The following is a 19,007-nucleotide window of genomic DNA, read 5'->3' as shown; positions in this document are numbered from 1 at the left end:
AACGCGTCCTGAAGGAGCGATCCGGGCATGCAGCATGTGAGAACAAGCGGACCGGGAGACGAGGCGGCGGCACTCGACGTCAGTGCCGTCAGCCACTCCTATGGACCGAAGCGGGCACTCAAAGAGGTCTCGTTCTCGATCTTGCCCGCGACGTTCACCGTCCTGCTCGGCCTCAACGGGGCCGGCAAGACAACACTGTTCTCCCTGATCAGCCACCTCTATGACACGCGTCACGGGTCGATCCGCATCTTCGGCCACGACATCCGCAGCGCTTCGGGCGAAGCGCTCAGACGGGTCGGCATCGTGTTCCAGGCGCGCACGCTCGACCTCGATCTCAGCGTCTATCAGAATCTTTCCTACCATGCCTCGCTGCATGGCATTGGCGGACGCGAAGCCCGGCAGCGCATCGCCGCGCTGCTTGACACAGTCGACATGCAGGGCCGCCAGCATGACAAGGCACGCAGCCTCTCCGGCGGTCAGATGCGGCGCATCGAGATCGCCCGGGCGCTGCTTCACCGACCTTCCCTGCTCCTGCTTGACGAAGCGACCGTCGGCCTTGACATCGAGTCGCGTGCTGGCATCCTCGCCACCATCCGCAAGCTCGTCGAAACCGATGGTATCGGCGTGCTCTGGGCCACGCATCTGATCGATGAAGTCGATGATACCGATCATGTCGTCGTGCTGCGGCGGGGTGACCTGGTCGCCAGGGGCAAGGTGTCGGATGTCGTCCAGGCAAATGGAGGAAATTCCATTCGCGATGCCTTTTCGAAGCTCAGCCGCGTCGACGCGACGGGCATGGCGGAGACATCGTCATGAGCGCTCCTGCGATGCCCGGAAAAGTCGTCGGCATCAAACCGGTAGGGTCTGAACCATTCGGCCTCCGCCACCATCTCATTTGCCTGAAAGGCATCGTCCTGCGCGAGTGCCTGCGCTTCCTGCACCAACGCGAACGGTTCATTTCCTCACTGGTGCGGCCGCTCGTCTGGCTGTTCATCTTCGCCGCCGGCTTCCGCCAGGTGCTCGGCGTGTCGATCATCCCTCCTTACAAGACCTATGTGCTCTACGAGGTCTACATCACTCCGGGTCTGTGCGGCATGATCCTGCTGTTTTCCGGCATGCAGTCTTCACTGTCGATGGTCTACGACCGCGAGATGGGCAACATGCGCATCCTGCTGGTCAGCCCATTTCCGCGCTGGTTCCTGCTGGTGTCGAAGATGTTGGCCGGCGTGGCCGTATCGATCGTGCAAGTCTACGCATTTCTGATCGTCGCCTGGTTGTGGGGCGTCAGGGCGCCGCCGCTCGGCTATCTCTACGTGCTGCCGGCACTGTTTCTGTCGGGCATGATGCTTTGCGCGCTCGGCATGCTTTTGTCGTCCGTGATCAAGCAACTCGAAAACTTCGCCGGCATCATGAACTTCGTCATCTTTCCAGGCTATTTCGCGTCGCCGGCGCTGTATCCTTTGTGGCGTATCCAGGAGGCAAGCCCCCTGCTCTACAAGATCTGCCTCGCCAATCCGTTCACCTATGCCGTCGAACTGATCCGCTTCGCCTTCTATGGGCAGATCGACTGGCTGTCGCTGGGCGTCGTCGCCGGTTGCACGCTGTTGTTTCTGGGCGGCGCCATCATTGCATACGATCCTTCGCGCGGCCTGATGACCCGCAAACAGGACACGGGAGGAAACGGCTGATGGCGCGAATGAGACTTGTCCACACCCTGGTTCTGATCGCCATGCTTGTCCCGATGGACGCCAGGGCGGCAAACACCGATCCCGACTGGCCTTGCATGCAGCGCAAGGTGCCGCAGCTCTCGCTCGGCCAGATCTGGAATGGGCCGGAGCTTCCCCCGGCGGCGAAGGATTGGTCGAAGGATTCGGGCGTCTCCGCGCTGGTCGAGGCGGTGGCGGCCCGACGGACGCCGATTGCCGAAGCCCAGAAGGAGATCAAGGACTTCGTGGCTTCTCTGCCGGCGGAGCAGGTCGCACCAAAGATGGCGATGCTGGTGCAGGGAATGTTCGATCACATGGACGCCGAGCGTTCGCACGTGATTTCCGGCATTTCCCGCTATGCCCACAAACAGCTCGAAATGGCGGCTGAATTGCGCAAGGAAGCATCCGACGTCGACGCCCTACGTGCCAAAGCCGACGCCGATCCGGACGAAGTCGAACGGCGAACCGACCAGTTGAATTTCGCGACGCGCATTTTCAACGAACGTGTCCAGTCGCTGACCTATGTCTGCGACGTGCCGACGATAATCGAGCAGCGGCTCTATCAATTGTCCAGGACCGTCTCGGAAACGCTCGGTCGGAAGAAATAGACCTTCAGTCGACCTTGCGACGGATTTCACGTCTCTTGGCAGGCGACACGTCCGGCGTCTCGCTCCGGTCGATTCCGAACGCCATCCGTCGGTCATCCCGCTCAGGAATCGGGATAAAGCTTACCGAACAGGGGCAGATACATCGCGCCCTTGCGCATCAGGAAATCGTTGAACGTAGCCATGGCCGGCGAGATTGCGTGATCGGTTCGTATCACCGAGAACCATTGTCGGCGGATCGGCATGCCGACAACGTCGAGGATGACGAGCCGGCCAGCTTCCGTTTCCGCGGCGATGGTGTGGGCAGAAATGAAGGCGATGCCCAGACCAGCCATCACCGCCTGCTTGATCGTTTCGTTCGAGCCCATCTCGACACCGAGTTCGTCGATGCGGCCAGGCACGTCGCTCAGGAATATTTCCAGCGAGATGCGGGTTCCGGAGCCGGGCTCGCGAATAAGGAAATGCTCCTCGGCAATGCGCTCTTTGGAGATATCGCGCGCCGCCGCCAGCGGGTGTTCGGGCGGCGCGATGATGACCAGCGGGTGGTCGCCGAAGACCGAAGCACGCACCGGTACCTCTTTCGCCGGGCGCCCCATCAGCGCGATGTCGATGTCGTGATTCTTGAGGTTGTCGATTGTCTGGGCACGATTGCCGATGGCAAGCCGCATGTCGATGTCGGGATGTTCCTTCATGAACGCAGCCATCAACCGCGGCGCGAAATACTTGGCGGTGGAAACGACGCCGAGCCTCAAGCTACCCGTACGAACGCCCTTGATGGCGTCGATCTTGTCTTCGAGCAGACCGAGATGCTCCTCGATAGCTTGCGCTGCCTCAACGACGGCCAAACCTGCGGCAGTGGGACGCATGCCGTCCGACGTCCGGTCGAACAGAGCCAGTTGGAATTCTTCCTCCATTTGCCGCAACTGAATTGTCAGTGCTGAAGGAGACAGACCTAACGCCTTGGCCGCACTCACAATTTTTCCGTGCCTGATGATGGCCTGGATGGTCTTGAAATGCTTGAGCGTGAGGTTTCTCATGTCTCATGCTAAATTATTTTTAGTACCAACGTAAAGTTATTGAATTTTACTTATCAAGTGTCGTTTGTTTTCATTCCCCCGATCCAGCCGATCCGAGGAGACGCGGCTGGATCGGGAGGTTACGATGCCAGCGGCAACGCTCGACGCTTTTCTGAACTCCTATCTCGGCCAGCCGGACGAACTTCGCTCCGCGGTCGTAACGACTGTCCGTCAGCTGACACAGGCCGCCAGCAAGATCCGCAATACCATCAATCAAGGTGTGCTCGGCGCCGCCTTTGCCGGGACCCGTGGCGCCAACGCCGACGGCGATGTCCAGAAGGATCTCGACGTCTTCTCCGACGACATCTTCCTCGACGCCATGCGCCACGCTCCGGTCGCGCTCTACGCTTCCGAGGAGCTGGAGCAGCCGGTCCTACTCGACAGGCAAGCACCACTCGCCATTGCCATCGACCCGCTCGACGGCTCTTCCAACATCGACACCAACGTGTCGATCGGAACGATCTTCTCGCTCCTGCCCGCAACTGGCGCGCCGGATGCCGATCCGGCCGCCTCTTTTTTGCAGGCGGGCGTGAATCAGCTAGGCGCCGGTTTCTTCATCTATGGGCCGCAGTTGGCGCTCGTCCTGTCGCTCGGCAGCGGTACGCATATCTTCGTCCTGTCGGCCAGGCTCGGCACCTTCGTCCAGGCATACGAGAGCCGGATCATTCCGCAACGCACCCAGGAGTTCGCCATCAACGCCGCCAACTACCGGCACTGGGACGAGGCCGTGCGGCTCTATGTCGACGACTGCCTGGAGGGCACCGAAGGACCGCGAGAGAAGGATTTCAACATGCGCTGGATCGCCTCCCTGGTCGCCGACTGCTACCGCATATTGATGCGCGGCGGCGTGTTTCTCTACCCCGGCGACCGGCGCAAGGGCTACGGTCAGGGACGGCTGCGCCTGGTCTACGAGGCCAACCCGATTGCCTATCTCATAGAACAGGCTGCCGGTGCGGCCACCGATACGATCAACCGCATCCTGGACATCGAACCCGACAGCCTGCACCAGCGCGTGCCGATGGTCTTCGGGTCGGCGCGGGAGGTCGCGCGCGTCACCCGCTACCACACCGAGCCGAGCAACATCGGCGAACGAGCGCCGCTGTTCAGCCGCCGTGGCCTCTTCAGAGCCTGAGCAGCACCATGTCAGCCAAGCACCCCATCATCACCATCACCGGCTCGTCGGGCGCCGGCACCACTTCGGTCAAGCGTATCTTCGAGCTGATCTTCCGGCGCGAGAACATCGAGGCCGCGTTCATCGAAGGCGACGCATTCCACCGCTACGACCGCGCCGCGATGAAGGCAAAGGTGGCCGAAGAGGAGAAGGCCGGCAATCCGAACTTCACCCACTTCCATGCCGCGGCCAACGAACTCGGGATTCTCGAAGAGGTGTTCGCGGAATACGGCCGCCGGGGATCCGGAAGAACCCGCACCTACATCCATGACGAGGAAGAGGAAAAGCAGTACGGCACGCCACCGGGAAGCTTTACCGAATGGCGAGAGTTCGGTCCCAGCGACCTGCTCTTCTACGAGGGGCTGCACGGCTGTGTCGTCACCGACACGATCAATTTGGCGAAGCATGCGGATCTCAAGATCGGCGTCGTGCCGGTCATCAATCTCGAATGGATCCAGAAGATCCATCGCGATCGTTCGACACGCGGCTATTCCACCGAGGCGGTGATGGACGTGATCCTGCGCCGGATGCCCGACTATGTCCGCTACATTGTCCCGCAATTCTCGCAGACCGCCATCAATTTCCAGCGCGTGCCGATTGTCGATACGTCCAACCCCTTCATCGCGCGCTGGATTCCGACGCCTGACGAATCGATGCTGGTTATCCGCTTCGCCAATCCACGCGGCATCGATTTTCCCTATCTGCTGTCGATGATCCACGACTCGTTCATGTCGCGGCCAAATTCCATCGTGGTGCCAGGCAACAAGCTCGACCTTGCCATGCAGCTGATCCTGACGCCGCTCATCCTGCAATTGATCGAACGCAAGAGCCGTGTGTCGTGAGGAGGACGCCATGACCAGCCAAACAGCACTAAAGCCTGCCGCCACCGCCGTCGTCTCGGAGCTCGACATGGCGAACGCCATTCGCGTGCTGGCGATGGACAGCGTCCAAAAAGCGAATTCGGGACACCCCGGCATGCCGATGGGCATGGCCGATGTCGCAACGGTGCTGTTCAACCGCTTCATCAATATCGATCCTTCCAGGCCGGGCTGGCCCGACCGTGACCGTTTCGTGCTTTCAGCCGGCCATGGCTCGATGCTGCAATACGCGCTGCACTATCTGCTCGGCTATGAAGACATGCAGATCGAGGAGTTGCAGCGGTTTCGGCAACTGGGCAGCCGCACGGCCGGACATCCCGAATATGGCCACGCGCTTGGTGTCGAGACCACCACCGGCCCGCTCGGACAAGGCATTTCCACGGCGGTCGGAATGGCGCTGGCGGAGCGCATGCTTGCTGCCCGCTACGGTGCCGATCTGGTCAACCATCATACCTATGTGATTGCAGGCGACGGCTGCCTGCAGGAAGGCATCAGCCACGAGGCGATCGACCTCGCCGGCCACCTGAAGCTTTCCCGCCTGATCGTGTTCTGGGACGACAATGCGATCTCCATTGACGGGCCAACCTCCCTGTCCACGTCGATGGACCAGCCGGCGCGCTTCAAAGCCGCCGGCTGGGATGTCCAAACGGTCTCCGGCCACGACATGGAAGCTGTCGCCGCGGCTATCGAGGCGGCGCGGCAGTCGGATCGACCGTCGCTGATTGCCTGCCGCACTGTAATCGGCAAGGGCGCCCCCAATCTCGGCGGTTCGGAGAAGACGCATGGCGCGCCGCTGGGCGAAGCAGAGATCGCCGCGACCCGCGAGAACATCGGCTGGACCTTCGCGCCGTTCGAGGTGCCGGACGACGTGCTTTTCGCCTGGCGCGAAATTGCCGGCCGCGGCGAAGCGATGCGGGGCGCGTGGGAGCAGCGGCTTGCCGCCTCGCCGCAGCGAGAGGCCCTCGAGAACGCGGTCGCCGCCAGACTGCCCGACGCGGTCTTCGAAGCGCTCGATGCCTTTCGCCGAGAGCATGTCGAGAAGGCAACCAAGGTGGCAACGCGAAAAGCTTCCGAAATGGCGCTGGAGGTCATCAACGGCGCCACGGAATTGACCGTCGGCGGCTCGGCCGATCTGACGCACTCGAATCTGACGATCACCAAGGGCATGAACCGCATTGCGCCGAGCGACTATGCCGGCCGCTACATTCACTACGGCATTCGTGAACACGGCATGGCCGCCGCCATGAACGGCATCGCATTGCATGGAGGCTTCGTGCCCTATGGCGGTACGTTCCTCTGCTTCGCGGACTATGCGCGTGGTGCGATACGGCTCTCCTCGCTCATGGGCCAGCGCGTCATCTACGTGATGACGCATGATTCCATCGGCCTCGGCGAGGATGGCCCGACGCATCAGCCGGTCGAGCACCTGGCGATGCTGCGTGCCACGCCGAACCTCAATGTCTTTCGCCCAGCGGATATCATCGAAACGGCGGAATGCTGGGAACTTGCGCTGAAGAGCAGGGATCGGCCGAGCGTGCTGGTGCTGTCGCGCCAGAACCTGCCGATGCTGCGTGAGGCGCACAGCGACGCGAACCGCTCCAGCCAGGGCGCATACATCCTGCGCGAGCCAGCCAGGCACCGTGCCGTCACCCTGATCGCAACCGGCTCGGAGGTCGAGATCGCGGTTGCCGCCGCCGAAAGGCTGGAGACCGAGCATGGCGTCGCCGCCGCGGTCGTCTCGATGCCATGCTGGGAGCTTTTCGAGGAGCAGGAAAGCGCCACCCGCAAGGCCGTTCTCGGCTCCGCGCCGCGCGTCGCGGTCGAAGCGGCGGCCCGGCTGGGCTGGGACCGCTGGGTCGGCGAGACGGGCGCTGTCGTCGGCATGGCCGGTTTCGGCGCCAGCGCCCCTGCCCCCGATCTGTACCGGCATTTCAACATAACGTCCGAAGCGGTTGCTGCGGCGGCGCTGAAGCTCATCATCTAGGAGGACCCACAATGGCCCGCATCACCCTTCGCCAGCTTCTCGACCATGCCGCCGAGCACGGCTACGGCGTCCCTGCATTCAACATCAACAACATGGAACAGGGCCTCGCAATCATGGAAGCGGCCAAAGCCTGCGGCGCGCCTGTCATCATCCAGGCCTCACGTGGGGCCCGGTCCTACGCCAACGACGTCATGCTGGCCAAAATGATGGAGGCATTGACTGAAATGCATCCGACCATTCCGCTGTGCATCCATCAGGACCACGGCAACGACGAGGCCACCTGCCTTTCCGCGATCCGCCACGGCTTCACCTCGGTGATGATGGACGGATCCCTGATGGCAGATGCCAAGACGCCGGCAAGCTATGCCTACAACGTCGCCGTAACCGAACGAGTCACACGCATGGCGCATTGGGTCGGGGCTTCCGTCGAAGGCGAACTGGGCGTGCTCGGATCGCTGGAAACCGGCCAGGGCGAGGCCGAGGATGGCCACGGCGCCGAGGGCGCGCTCTCCCACGACCAACTCTTGACCGATCCCGATCAGGCGGTCGACTTCGTGGCCGCAACCCAGGTGGACGCGCTGGCGATCGCCTGCGGCACCTCGCACGGCGCTTACAAATTTACCCGCAAGCCGGACGGCGACATACTGGCCATGCAGGTGATCGAGGCGATCCACGAGAAGCTACCCAACACGCATCTGGTCATGCATGGCTCTTCCTCCGTGCCACAGGAACTGCAGGACATCATCAACAAATATGGCGGCGAGATGCCCCAGACCTTTGGCGTCCCGGTGGAGGAAATCGAGCGCGGCATCCGCTACGGCGTGCGCAAGGTCAACATCGACACCGATTGCCGCATGGCCATGGCCGGGCAGTTCCGCCGCGTCGCGACGGAGAATCCGCGCGAGTTCGATCCCCGAAAATTCCTGAAGCCCGCCATGGACGCCTTGCACGATCTTTGCCGAGACCGCTTCGAGCGTTTCGGCACGGCGTCCAACGCCTCGAAGATCAAGGTCATCGCCATGGACGAGATGGCCAAACGCTATGCCGCGGGAAAACTCGCGCCCCATATCGCAACCGCGAAAGCCGCCTGAGCAACAAACAGGAGACCTGTCATGAACAAGATCGATATGCTGCCAGCGGGTACGCTCAAGGAAGGCAAGGAACGCTACAAGTCAGGGGTCATCCCTTACAAGAAGATGGGCTACTGGGAGCCGGACTACAGGCCCAAGGAGACCGATCTGATCGCGATGTTCCGGATCACGCCGCAACCCGGCGTCGACCACGAGGAGGCAGCGGCCGCCATCGCCGGTGAATCCTCAACCGCGACTTGGACCGTGGTGTGGACCGACAGGCTGACAGCCTGCGAGCTCTACCGCGCCAAGGCGTTCAGATCCGAGCCGGTTCCAAACACCGGTCCCGGCACCAAGACCGAGCAACAGTACTTCGCCTACATCGCCTACGACCTCGACCTGTTCGAGCCGGGCTCGATCGCCAACCTGACCGCATCGATCATCGGCAACGTGTTCGGCTTCAAGGCGGTCAAGGCGCTGCGACTGGAAGACATGCGTATCCCGGTCGCGTATCTCAAAACCTTCCAGGGACCCGCAACCGGCATCGTGGTGGAGCGTGAGCGGCTCGACAAGTTTGGCCGTCCGCTGCTCGGCGCGACGACGAAGCCGAAGCTCGGCCTGTCAGGCCGCAACTATGGCCGCGTCGTTTACGAGGCGCTGAAGGGCGGCCTCGACTTCGTCAAGGACGACGAAAACATCAACTCGCAGCCCTTCATGCACTGGCGCGACCGCTTCCTCTACTGCATGGAGGCGGTGAACAAGGCTTCAGCTGCCACTGGCGAGGTCAAGGGCCACTATCTCAACGTCACCGCCGGCACGATGGAGGAGATGTACGAGCGCGCCGAATTCGCCAAACAGCTTGGCTCCTGCATCATCATGATCGATCTCGTCATCGGCTACACGGCGATCCAGTCGATGGCCAAGTGGGCACGCCGCAACGACATGATCCTGCACCTGCACCGCGCCGGCAATTCGACCTATTCGCGCCAGAAGAACCACGGCATGAATTTTCGCGTCATCTGCAAATGGATGCGCATGGCCGGCGTCGACCATATCCACGCCGGCACTGTGGTCGGCAAGCTGGAAGGCGACCCGCTCATGATCAAGGGGTTTTATGACACGCTGCGCGAGGAGCGCACGCCGCAGAATCTCGAGACCGGGCTGTTCTTCGATCAGGACTGGGCCTCGCTCAACAAGGTGATGCCCGTCGCCTCGGGCGGTATCCATGCCGGCCAGATGCACCAGTTGATCCATTATCTCGGCGAGGACGTCATCCTGCAGTTCGGTGGCGGCACGATCGGCCATCCCGACGGCATCCAGGCGGGCGCGACGGCCAATCGCGTTGCATTGGAAGCGATGATCCTGGCCCGCAACGAGGGACGCGATTATTTGCGCGAAGGGACCAAAATCCTCGAACAGGCGGCCAAATGGTGCACGCCGCTGAAGGCTGCCCTGGAGACCTGGAAGGATGTCACCTTCAACTATGAATCGACCGACACGGCCGATTTCGTGCCAACCGCAACGCCCAGCTTCTAGAAGAAAGGAACCGTCGCCATGATGACCAATCCGGGAAACAAGGTCACGCAGGGACAGTTCTCGTTCCTGCCCGACCTGACCGATGAGCAGATTTCGGCGCAGATCAAATATGCGCTGAAGAACCACTGGGCCGTCAGCGTCGAGTACACGGACGATCCGCATCCGCGAAACACCTATTGGGAAATGTACGGCAACCCGATGTTCGATTTGAGAGACCCGGCGGGCATCCTGCTCGAAGTCAACGCTTGCCGGAAAGCCTGTCCGAACATGTATGTCCGGGTAACCGCCTTCGATTCGACCAAGGGATGGGAAGCGCCGCGCATGTCGTTCATCGTCAACCGGCCACCCAGCGAACCCGGGTTCCGGCTGCTGCGCCAGGAGCGTGACGGCCGCAGCCAGGGTTATTCGATCGTGCCTTATGCGACCGACAGGCCCGAGGGCGAGCGGAGCTAGCTGAGCCATGCTGGACACGATAGCAAAGGGCGCTGGCGCTCAGGACGAATCGGTTGATCTGCAGGCCGAGTTCGAAGCGTCCAACATCGACGAGGTGATGGACAAGCTCGATCGCGAACTCATTGGCCTGAAGCCAATCAAGAACCGCATCCGCGAGATCGCGGCTCTTCTCCTGGTCGACCGGCTTCGCCGCAAGTTCGGGCTGACCTCGGGCGCACCGACGCTGCATATGAACTTTACGGGAAATCCGGGCACGGGCAAGACCACCGTGGCGCTGAGGATGGCCGAAATCCTGCATCGACTCGGCTATGTCCGCGAAGGCCACCTGGTCGCGGTGACGCGCGACGATCTCGTCGGCCAGTATGTGGGCCACACCGCACCCAAGACGCGCGACGTGATCAAGCGTGCCATGGGCGGCGTGCTTTTCATCGACGAGGCCTATTACCTCTACAAGCCCGAGAACGAACGCGACTACGGCCAGGAATCGATCGAGATCCTGCTGCAATGCATGGAAAATAATCGTGACGACCTGGTCGTGATCCTTGCCGGCTACAAGAACAAGATGGATCGTTTCTTCGACAGCAATCCCGGCATGCGTTCGCGCATCGCCCACCACCTCGATTTTCCCGACTACGGCGTCAGCGAGCTGAAATCGATCGCCGAGATCATGCTGGCGGAGCAGAATTATCGCCTCAGCGAGGCGGCCGCCCAGGCCCTCGAAGAGTATCTTCCGATCCGAATGAGGCTGCCGCATTTCTCCAACGCGCGCTCGGTGCGCAATGGGCTGGACCGGGCGCGGCTTCGCCAGGCCAATCGGCTTTTCGCATCGCGAAGCCGTGCCCTGACCAAGGCAGACCTTATTACCATCGAGGAATCCGATATCCGCGGCAGCCGCGTATTCGCGGAAGGGAAGCTCGAAGGCGAACCGGAGACGAAGACGCGCTGAGGGCGAAGCCGGCTGGCGGGCGGCGACCCGACACGGAAGACAGAAATTGGAGACGACGACCATGGTCACCAGGACAATCATCGCGCCCTCCGTGCTTTCCGCGGATTTCTCGCGGCTCGGCGACGAGGTCGAAGCTGTCGTTCAGGCGGGCGCCGACTGGATCCATCTCGACGTGATGGACGGGCATTTCGTGCCCAACATCACCTTCGGTCCGCCGGTCATCAAGGCGATCCGTGGTCGAACGGACAAGATCTTCGACTGCCATCTGATGATCGCGCCGGCCGACCCCTATCTGGCCGCCTTCGCCGATGCCGGTTGCGACATCATCACGGTGCATGCCGAGACTGGACCGCATCTCGACCGCTCATTGCAGGCGATCAGGAATCTTGGCAAGAAGGCCGGGGTGTCGCTCAATCCGTCGACGCCGGAGAGTGTCATCGAGTATGTGCTCGACCGGCTCGATCTGGTGCTGCTGATGACGGTCAATCCAGGCTTCGGCGGCCAGGCTTTCATTTCAGCGGTCGTCGAGAAAGTCAGACGGATCAAGGCTTTGGTTGGCCATCGCCCGATTGACATCGAGATCGACGGCGGAGTCACGGCCGAGACCGCCCCGCTGGTCACCGCGGCTGGCGCCAACGTACTGGTCGCCGGTTCGGCTGTATTCAAGGGAGGCACCGAGGCAGCCTATCGTGCCAATATCGGCGCCATCAGACAGGCGGCCGATGGCGCGATCCGGAAAGCCGCGTAAACCGTTGTCGGGGAGACGAACATGGCTGCGGTCCCACCTGTATGCGATTTCGGCTGGCCCGCCATCGATGCCGTTTTGCCCGGCGTCGACGGCACGTCGCATTCCATCTTCGGTCACGCCGGCCCGAATGGCCTGGTCGTGGCCTTCATCTGCAATCACTGCCCTTATGTGAAGGCCGTGATCTCTCGCATCGTGCGCGACGCCAATGACCTCAAGGCCGAAGGTATCGGCTTCGTCGCCATCAACTCCAACGATGCCGACACCTACCCGGACGATTCCTTCGACCACATGAAGCGCTTCGCCGTGACGAACGGCTTCAGCTTCCCTTACCTGCACGACGAGGCCCAGACTGTAGCGCGCGACTACTCAGCGGTGTGCACTCCCGATTTCTTCGGGTTCAACAGCGAACTGAGACTGCAATATCGCGGCCGGCTGGACGCGTCGCGACGCGAATCCGGACCGCTCGGGCTGCGACGCGATCTGTTCGAGGCGATGAAGCAGGTTGCTCGAACCGGCGATGGTCCGTTCGACCAGATCGCCTCGATCGGCTGCTCGATCAAGTGGAAGGATGCTGCATGAATGTCGGCGCAGGTAGGTCGCTTCGACCGCCGAAGGCGATCCTGTTCGACCTCGACGGCACACTGGTCGATTCGGCGCCTGATATAGCGGCCGCCGTCAACGAGTTGCTGGCCAGCCGCGATCTGCCGCCGTTGCGCCTGGACCAGGTCAAGGCCATGATCGGTGGCGGCGTCAGGAAATTGATCGAGCGGGCCTTCGCGGCGTCGGGAGCGCCGCTCGTCGGCAACGCGCTCGATGAGGCCAACCGCGTCATGGCGCCGATCTACAGCCGACATCTGACCGGCCTGACAAGACTGATGCCTGGCGTCAGGGAGGTTCTCACACACTTCTACGCGAAGGGAATGGCCATGGGCGTCGCGACCAACAAACCGCAGTTGGCGACTCGCGAGATCCTGCTGCATTTCGGACTGACGGAATATTTCCGTGCGATCATTGGCGGAGACGCGGTGACATGCCTGAAACCCGCGCCCGATGCTCTGCTGCTGGCGCTCGCCCAGCTTGGAGTCGACCCCTGTGACGCGCTGCTGGTCGGAGACAGTGGTGCCGATGCAGGCGCCGCGCGCGCCGCCGGCATGCCCGTCATTCTGCTGCGCGGCGGATACACCCATTTTCCGGTTGAAGAGCTTGGCGCCGACCAGGTTTGCGACAGCCTTTTCGACCTGCCTGCGGCGATGCAGGGGCTGCAAGCCGGTGCTTGATCGGGGCGAACGCCGGCCGGACGCAAGTTCGAACGGCCGGCGGCGCCGCTATTTCGAGAATTGCTTCAAATAGGCGATGACGTTGGCGATGTCTTGGTCCTGCTTGAGGCCGACGAACGCCATCTTCGTTCCTTTGACCATGGCCTTGGGATCGCGAAGGTAAGTCGTCAGCGTGGGTTCGTCCCATTTGACGCCGGACTTGCCTGCCGCGACCATCGCTTGGGAGTAACTGAACCCCGGGTGTGTGCCAGCCGTCCGGCCGATGACGCCGTTCAACGACGGGCCGACCTTGTTCTTGTCCTGGTCGGCGACATGGCAGACCTTGCATTTGGCGAAGACCTTCTCACCCGCCGCGGCATCCTGTGCTTGGGATTGGCTTGTGATGAAGGACACAGCAAACACGACTGCGAAAAATGCGATTGCGCGCATGGCATTTCCTCATGGATCGTCTGGGTGCCCTGGACGATTTTGCGCATGCCGATCTTTCATCCATTGACATGCACCTTACGCGGTGGAGTGGAGTATCCGCTTTCCCTTTGTGAAGCGGCGCCGCGCGAATCGAAAAGCTAGTTGGCGTGGGGTGAAAGTCAATCGTATAAAGGTATAGAGGCTTGGGTACCCAGGGTACCGGTATTCGTCTTTGTTGACGGCTATCGGGCGAATGCGTAGCTTCAAGACATCCGGTTTCTCCACTGGCACCTCGGGAATCCGGCAACTGGCGATTTTGTCCAGGCTCCTCATTGGGCCGGACCAGTCGAGACAGGCGTCCCGGAGCGCAAGAGGTGCTAAATGGATATGGTCGATCTCATATTAACGGTGTGCCTCAGCACCAATCCGGGCAATTGCCGAGACGAACACCTCTATTTCGAGAGCCGCGGCTCTCTGCTCCAATGCATGTTCCTTGCACCCAGCGAGATCGCGAAATGGTCTCAGGAACACCCGGCCCTCAAGGTCATGCGCTGGAAATGCGCCTTTCCGAGCAAGGAACGAGCGATCTGATTGACGTCCTGGAGCCCAGGGAGGAGGTGTCATGATGATTTCACGGCGCAACACGCTGCGTCTGGCGGTTCTCGGCACAGTCGCTGCTCTTGCCGCAAGGCCTGTCTTTGCAGCAGCCAGGATTCGCGTCGGTGTCCTGAAGTTTGGAACCGTGAGTTGGGAACTCGACACGTTGAGGCAACACAAATTCGATGTGGCGAACGGGATCGATCTGGAGATCATCGATTTCGCCGGGGAGGACGCGACCAACGTCGCCTTGCTGGCCGGTGCGATCGACATGATCGTCTCCGACTGGTTGTGGGTCTCGCGCCAACGGTCGGAAGGCGGCGACCTCACATTAGCCCCCTATTCGACCGCTGTGGGGGCGATCATGGTGAAGGAGGGGTCGCCGATCCGGACGGTCGCCGACCTCAAGCACAGGAAGATCGCCGTCGCCGGCGGCCCGCTCGACAAGAGCTGGCTCCTGATACAGGCTCTGACCAGACGCGACTACGGGGTCGACCTGTTGGCAACCAGCGACATCATCTTTGGCGCGCCACCGCTGATTTCGGAAAAGGCCATGCAGGGCGAACTCGATGCGGTGCTGAATTTCTGGCATTTTTGCGCCCGTCTCGAGGCCAACGGCTTTCGTCGATTGATGGGCGTGAACGATGCGGCGCGTGCGCTCGGCGCCTTGGGACCTGTGTCGGCACTCGGTTACGTCTTCCACGACCAATGGGCGAACGAGAACCCGGAGGCCGCCAGGGGCTTCGTCAGGGCCTCCGCGCAAGCCAAGGACCTGCTGGCCAGATCCGACGAGGAGTGGCTGCGCCTGGCGCCGATCATTCGCGCGGAAGGCAAAGAACTGGAAAAACTGCGCGACCGCTACCGCCAAGGCATCCCCAGGCGGGCGGTCGCCGAGGAAGCGGCCGACGCCGGCAAGCTCTATCACGTGCTGGCGGCGATCGGTGGCGCGAAGCTGGTCGGCAGCGCGCCCGAGATGGCGCCCGGCACATTCTGGCAGGACCGCACGGAATGACCGCACCGGAAACCAGCAACGGCACGCGAGGTGCCCCGACGAGCATGTCCGGGCGATCCAGCTTGGCGACAACGCTGATGCCCGCGCTGACCGTGGCGGTTTCCTTGCTCGGGCTTTGCCTGCTGTGGAGCCTTGCGGCGAGTGTCTGGCGGAGCCGTGCCCTCCCGGGGCCGGGACAGGTCTGGCAGGTGCTCCTCAGGGAGGCTGCGAGCGGCGACCTCTTCTATCATCTCGGCGCGACCCTCGGCCGGGTCGCCGCGGCATATATCGTCGCGATGATCATAGGATCGGTCATCGGCGTTTTGCTCGGCAGCTATCGTCGCGCCGACCGCTTTTTCAACCCATGGGTAATTCTGTTCCTCAACATCCCGGCGCTGGTGGTCATCGTCCTCGGCTACATCTGGTTCGGCCTCAACGAGGCGGCGGCGATCGGCGCGGTGGCGGTGAACAAAATCCCGAATGTCGTGGTGACGATGCGTGAGGGCGCCAGGGCGCTTGATCCGAGCTACGCCGAAATGGCCACTGTCTATCGCTTCGGTCCCCTCGATCGCATCCGCCACATCCTGCTGCCGCAATTGCAACCCTATCTTGCCGCCGCGTCACGATCCGGCATCGCCCTCATCTGGAAGATCGTCCTGGTCGTCGAACTGCTCGGCCGGTCGAACGGCGTCGGCTTCCAGATCCATCTCTATTTCCAGCTCTTCGACGTCGCCGCCATTCTTGCCTACACACTGGCTTTCGTGGCGGTGATGCTCGTCATCGAACTTCTTCTGGTGCAACCCGTTGAACGACATGCAACCCGTTGGCGCCGTCGTCCCGCTTAGGGTCGATATCGCTGAAAAGACTTTCAGGTCCGCGCAAGGCGTCTCGATCACGGCGCTTCAGGACCTTTCCTTCGAGGTCCGGCAAGGCGAATTCGCCTGCTTGCTGGGACCGTCGGGCTGCGGCAAAACCACGACGCTGCGTATCCTGCTTGGGTTGGACAAGGATTTTTCCGGATCCTTCCAGTTGCCGCAAGGAGGCTCCAACCGCATTGCGGCCGTGTTCCAGGAGCCGATCTTGCTGCCGTGGCGAACGGTGGAGCAGAATGTCAGGCTGGCCTTGCCGAAAAGCTTGAGAACGAAGAATCTTGACGGGCTCTTTGAAACTCTCGGCCTCGCCGGCATGCGTTCTCTCTATCCTGCGGAACTGTCGCTCGGCCTTGCGCGCAGGGCAGCACTTGCCAGGGCCTTCGCTACCGAGCCGGCGATGCTTGTCCTGGACGAACCCTTTGTCTCGCTCGACCACCAGACCGCCGAGCGGCTTCGTCACCTGCTTCTGTCGGTATGGTCGGCACGACCCACGACCGCCTTGATGATAACGCACGATCTACGCGAGGCGCTGATGCTGTCGGATCGCATCATCGTGCTCGCGCCGCGACCAGCACATGTGCTCGGCGTGTTCGACGTGCGGTTGCCTCGGCAACATCGCAATTCACAGGTGATGAGTGACCTTCTGCGGTCGTTCCGGCAAAGGTTCCCGGGCGTCACCTGAACGCCCTGATGGTGAAATGCATATCGGAGGACCCCATGTCGATTGATCGGCTACGACGCAGGGTTATGAGTGGCTTTGCCTGCACCGCCGTCAGCGCTGCCTTGCTGCCATGCTGCCTCGGACGAGCCGCCTTGGCCGCGGCTGGCAGCCTGCGGTTCTCGGTTGGCCAAATCGCCGACGGCGTCTTCGCCTTCCAGGGCGTGGATGAATTGATGACCGCAACAAACGACGGTGCCATCTGCAATCTGGGCGTCGTCGTCGGCACCGACGCGGTTGCCGTCATCGACAGTGGCGGCAGCCTGACCGAGGCGCACGCCTTGCTCGCCGCGATCGGAAAGATAACCGCAAAACCGGTTCGCTTCCTGATCAACACCCACATGCATCCCGATCACATTTTCGGCAATGCGGCATTCCGGGAGATCGGCGCGACCATTGTTGGCCATCGCAATCTGCCGCGTGCCCTCGAGGCGCGTGGCGCGTTCTATCTGCACAATTATCGCGAACAGGTCGGCGAAGCGCTTATGAATGGAGTCGAGATCGTTTCGCCGGCGATGCTGGTCGACGATCGCCTGGAACTCGATCTCGGCGGGCGCATGCTCGAACTGCGGGCATGGAAGGCTGCGCACACCGACAACGACCTGACCGTCTTCGACCCCGAGACCCGCACTCTCTTTGCCGGCGATCTCGTGTTCATGGGGTCCTTGCCGACGCTCGACGGATCGCTGCTTGGCTGGCTCCGCCAGATGGAGGCGCTCGCCGCGATCAGCGCCGCGCGCGTCGTTCCGGGTCATGGTCCGGTACCGGCCGACTGGCCGCAGGCGCTGGCAGGAGAACGGCGCTATTTCGAGATTCTGGCGCGCGATATCCGCAAGGCGATCGCCGACGGGACGCCGCTCCGAGAGGCCGTCAAAACCGCCGCCGGAAGCGAACGGGGCAAATGGCACCTGTTCGACGACTACAATGAGCGCAACGCAACGGCTGCTTTTGCTGAACTCGAATGGGAATAGACCACACCGACATGCGCCAGAGATCATGAAGTGGGGCGATTTGCCAACGCGTCGTCAAAGGCATATTCTAAACGCCAGCCTGGGCACCACCTCTGTTGCATTGGTGGAGGCATCGAAATGCAAAATCACGCTTACGCGAGCAGGCAGTTCGCCTTGTCGCTTGCACCATTCTTGGCCGCAATCATCTTGACCATCGGTACGCTGTTCGGCGTCTCCTCAGCCGCCAACGCACAGCAAACAACGGCTTCTTCGGAGAAGATCTGGGAAGACTTGAAAGGCGACGTGTTCGGCGACCGAGCTATTCTGGTCGATACCGGCGTGGTCAGGATCGAAGCGCCAAAGCGGGCGCAAGATGCCGCCATCGTGCCTGTCGACATCTATGTTGACCCGGCCAAGGCGCCGGACGGCATCAAATCCGTGACCTTGATCATCGACGCCAATCCTGCGCCGGTGGCGGCAACGTTCCAGATCGGCAAGGACGCCGGGGTGACACATCTGTCGACACGCGTGCGCGTCAACGATTATTCCTATTTGCGTGCCATAGCGGAGACTCAAGGCGGCCAACTCCACATGGCTCAGACCTTCGTCAAGGCGTCAGGCGGCTGCTCCGCCCCTGCGGTCAAGAACCAGGACGAGGCCATGGCGACGATGGGGCAGATGAAGTTGCGCCAGTTCCCACCCCAAGAGACGATGAGCAAGGCAGAGGAGTTGCAGTTGATGATCCGCCACCCGAACAATTCGGGCCTGCAGCGGGATCCGTTGACCCAGTATTTCATTCCCGCGCATTTTGTTCAGAAGCTGTCGATCTCGCAGGCCGGCCGGCCGATCCTCTCGATGGAAGGTGGAATATCGATTTCAGAAGACCCTAATTTCCGATTCGATTTCACGGCGCACGGCAATGGTGAAATCCAGGTCGAAGCGATCGACACGGATGGCAAGGTATTCCGCAATCAATGGCCGCTGGAGAAAACGGGGCTCTGAAGTCTCGAAATACGGTATG

21 protein-coding genes are annotated in these 19,007 nt (G+C 61.8%); 19 read left to right on the top strand and 2 right to left on the bottom strand.

The window, feature by feature from the left end; all coding sequences use genetic code 11:
- The first annotated feature begins 27 nt into the window (after positions 1-27).
- The 3 genes from LB547_RS24610 to LB547_RS24600 are packed head-to-tail and all read left to right on the top strand — an operon-like array spanning position 28 to position 2,314.
- Positions 28-816, top strand: coding sequence for an ATP-binding cassette domain-containing protein (locus LB547_RS24610; protein ID WP_140632171.1), 789 nt, complete (start codon positions 28-30; stop codon positions 814-816).
- On the top strand, positions 813-1,688 hold the full coding sequence (locus LB547_RS24605) for an ABC transporter permease (protein WP_140665696.1): 876 nt from the start codon (positions 813-815) through the stop codon (positions 1,686-1,688). Before LB547_RS24610 ends, LB547_RS24605 begins: the two co-directional genes overlap by 4 nt.
- Complete coding sequence (locus LB547_RS24600) at positions 1,688-2,314, top strand: hypothetical protein (protein WP_140498203.1); 627 nt, start codon at positions 1,688-1,690, stop codon at positions 2,312-2,314. The genes LB547_RS24605 and LB547_RS24600 overlap by 1 nt, the downstream gene beginning before the upstream one ends.
- Before the next feature lie 101 nt (positions 2,315-2,415).
- Here LB547_RS24600 and LB547_RS24595 read toward each other — a convergent pair whose 3' ends face one another.
- Positions 2,416-3,348, bottom strand: coding sequence for a LysR family transcriptional regulator (locus LB547_RS24595; RefSeq protein ID WP_140498205.1), 933 nt, complete (start codon positions 3,346-3,348; stop codon positions 2,416-2,418).
- A 124-nt stretch (positions 3,349-3,472) separates the two neighbouring features.
- On the opposite strand from LB547_RS24595, the gene LB547_RS24590 reads away from it, so the two are divergent.
- The 10 genes from LB547_RS24590 to gph all read left to right on the top strand — a co-directional run bounded on the left by LB547_RS24590 (position 3,473) and on the right by gph (position 13,450).
- On the top strand, positions 3,473-4,519 hold the full coding sequence (locus LB547_RS24590; protein WP_140515144.1) for a class 1 fructose-bisphosphatase: 1,047 nt from the start codon (positions 3,473-3,475) through the stop codon (positions 4,517-4,519).
- Between the two features lie 8 nt (positions 4,520-4,527).
- Positions 4,528-5,400, top strand: coding sequence for a phosphoribulokinase (locus LB547_RS24585; RefSeq protein ID WP_140498210.1), 873 nt, complete (start codon positions 4,528-4,530; stop codon positions 5,398-5,400).
- A 10-nt stretch (positions 5,401-5,410) separates the two neighbouring features.
- Positions 5,411-7,420 (top strand): transketolase, encoded by a 2,010-nt coding sequence (gene tkt / locus LB547_RS24580; RefSeq protein WP_140557417.1) that lies wholly within the window; start codon positions 5,411-5,413, stop codon positions 7,418-7,420.
- An 11-nt stretch (positions 7,421-7,431) separates the two neighbouring features.
- Positions 7,432-8,511: a class II fructose-bisphosphate aldolase gene (fba, locus tag LB547_RS24575; RefSeq protein WP_140762918.1), complete on the top strand. Its 1,080-nt coding sequence runs from the start codon at positions 7,432-7,434 to the stop codon at positions 8,509-8,511.
- A 21-nt stretch (positions 8,512-8,532) separates the two neighbouring features.
- Entirely contained in the window at positions 8,533-10,026 is a 1,494-nt protein-coding gene (locus tag LB547_RS24570) for a ribulose-bisphosphate carboxylase large subunit (RefSeq protein ID WP_140498217.1), read from the top strand.
- An 18-nt stretch (positions 10,027-10,044) separates the two neighbouring features.
- Positions 10,045-10,479 (top strand): ribulose bisphosphate carboxylase small subunit, encoded by a 435-nt coding sequence (locus tag LB547_RS24565; RefSeq protein WP_140498220.1) that lies wholly within the window; start codon positions 10,045-10,047, stop codon positions 10,477-10,479.
- Positions 10,480-10,486: 7 nt separating this feature from the next.
- On the top strand, positions 10,487-11,425 hold the full coding sequence (gene cbbX / locus LB547_RS24560; protein WP_140557415.1) for a CbbX protein: 939 nt from the start codon (positions 10,487-10,489) through the stop codon (positions 11,423-11,425).
- Positions 11,426-11,486: 61 nt separating this feature from the next.
- Positions 11,487-12,173, top strand: coding sequence for a ribulose-phosphate 3-epimerase (rpe, locus tag LB547_RS24555; RefSeq protein WP_140515139.1), 687 nt, complete (start codon positions 11,487-11,489; stop codon positions 12,171-12,173).
- Positions 12,174-12,194: 21 nt separating this feature from the next.
- Complete coding sequence (locus LB547_RS24550; RefSeq protein WP_140515138.1) at positions 12,195-12,752, top strand: thioredoxin family protein; 558 nt, start codon at positions 12,195-12,197, stop codon at positions 12,750-12,752.
- Positions 12,749-13,450, top strand: coding sequence for a phosphoglycolate phosphatase (gph, locus tag LB547_RS24545; protein WP_140515137.1), 702 nt, complete (start codon positions 12,749-12,751; stop codon positions 13,448-13,450). Before LB547_RS24550 ends, gph begins: the two co-directional genes overlap by 4 nt.
- 48 nt (positions 13,451-13,498) lie before the next feature.
- Here gph and LB547_RS24540 read toward each other — a convergent pair whose 3' ends face one another.
- Positions 13,499-13,879: a c-type cytochrome gene (locus LB547_RS24540; RefSeq protein WP_140498230.1), complete on the bottom strand. Its 381-nt coding sequence runs from the start codon at positions 13,877-13,879 to the stop codon at positions 13,499-13,501.
- A 360-nt stretch (positions 13,880-14,239) separates the two neighbouring features.
- On the opposite strand from LB547_RS24540, the gene LB547_RS24535 reads away from it, so the two are divergent.
- From LB547_RS24535 to LB547_RS24510, 6 genes are all read left to right on the top strand, one after another.
- Positions 14,240-14,449: a hypothetical protein gene (locus tag LB547_RS24535; protein ID WP_140498232.1), complete on the top strand. Its 210-nt coding sequence runs from the start codon at positions 14,240-14,242 to the stop codon at positions 14,447-14,449.
- A gap of 31 nt (positions 14,450-14,480) precedes the next feature.
- Positions 14,481-15,467, top strand: a complete 987-nt coding sequence (locus tag LB547_RS24530; RefSeq protein WP_140557413.1) for an ABC transporter substrate-binding protein — start codon at positions 14,481-14,483, stop codon at positions 15,465-15,467.
- Positions 15,468-15,544: 77 nt separating this feature from the next.
- Positions 15,545-16,291 carry an ABC transporter permease gene (locus LB547_RS24525; RefSeq protein WP_224519073.1) on the top strand — a complete coding sequence of 249 codons (747 nt, stop codon included), beginning with the start codon at positions 15,545-15,547 and terminating at the stop codon, positions 16,289-16,291.
- Positions 16,260-17,000, top strand: coding sequence for an ABC transporter ATP-binding protein (locus tag LB547_RS24520; protein WP_140498534.1), 741 nt, complete (start codon positions 16,260-16,262; stop codon positions 16,998-17,000). Before LB547_RS24525 ends, LB547_RS24520 begins: the two co-directional genes overlap by 32 nt.
- Positions 17,001-17,035: 35 nt before the next feature.
- Complete coding sequence (locus tag LB547_RS24515) at positions 17,036-18,007, top strand: quinoprotein relay system zinc metallohydrolase 2 (protein WP_140557412.1); 972 nt, start codon at positions 17,036-17,038, stop codon at positions 18,005-18,007.
- Between the two features lie 117 nt (positions 18,008-18,124).
- Entirely contained in the window at positions 18,125-18,988 is an 864-nt protein-coding gene (locus LB547_RS24510) for a quinoprotein dehydrogenase-associated SoxYZ-like carrier (RefSeq protein WP_140515257.1), read from the top strand.
- The last annotated feature ends 19 nt before the right edge of the window (positions 18,989-19,007 follow it).

Origin of the sequence: Mesorhizobium sp. B264B1B (assembly GCF_020165765.1) — a bacterium.
In the GTDB taxonomy this organism is placed as follows: domain Bacteria; phylum Pseudomonadota; class Alphaproteobacteria; order Rhizobiales; family Rhizobiaceae; genus Mesorhizobium.
The sequence above is the reverse complement of the archived record's forward strand: the minus strand, read 5'-3'. Positions and strand labels throughout refer to the sequence as shown.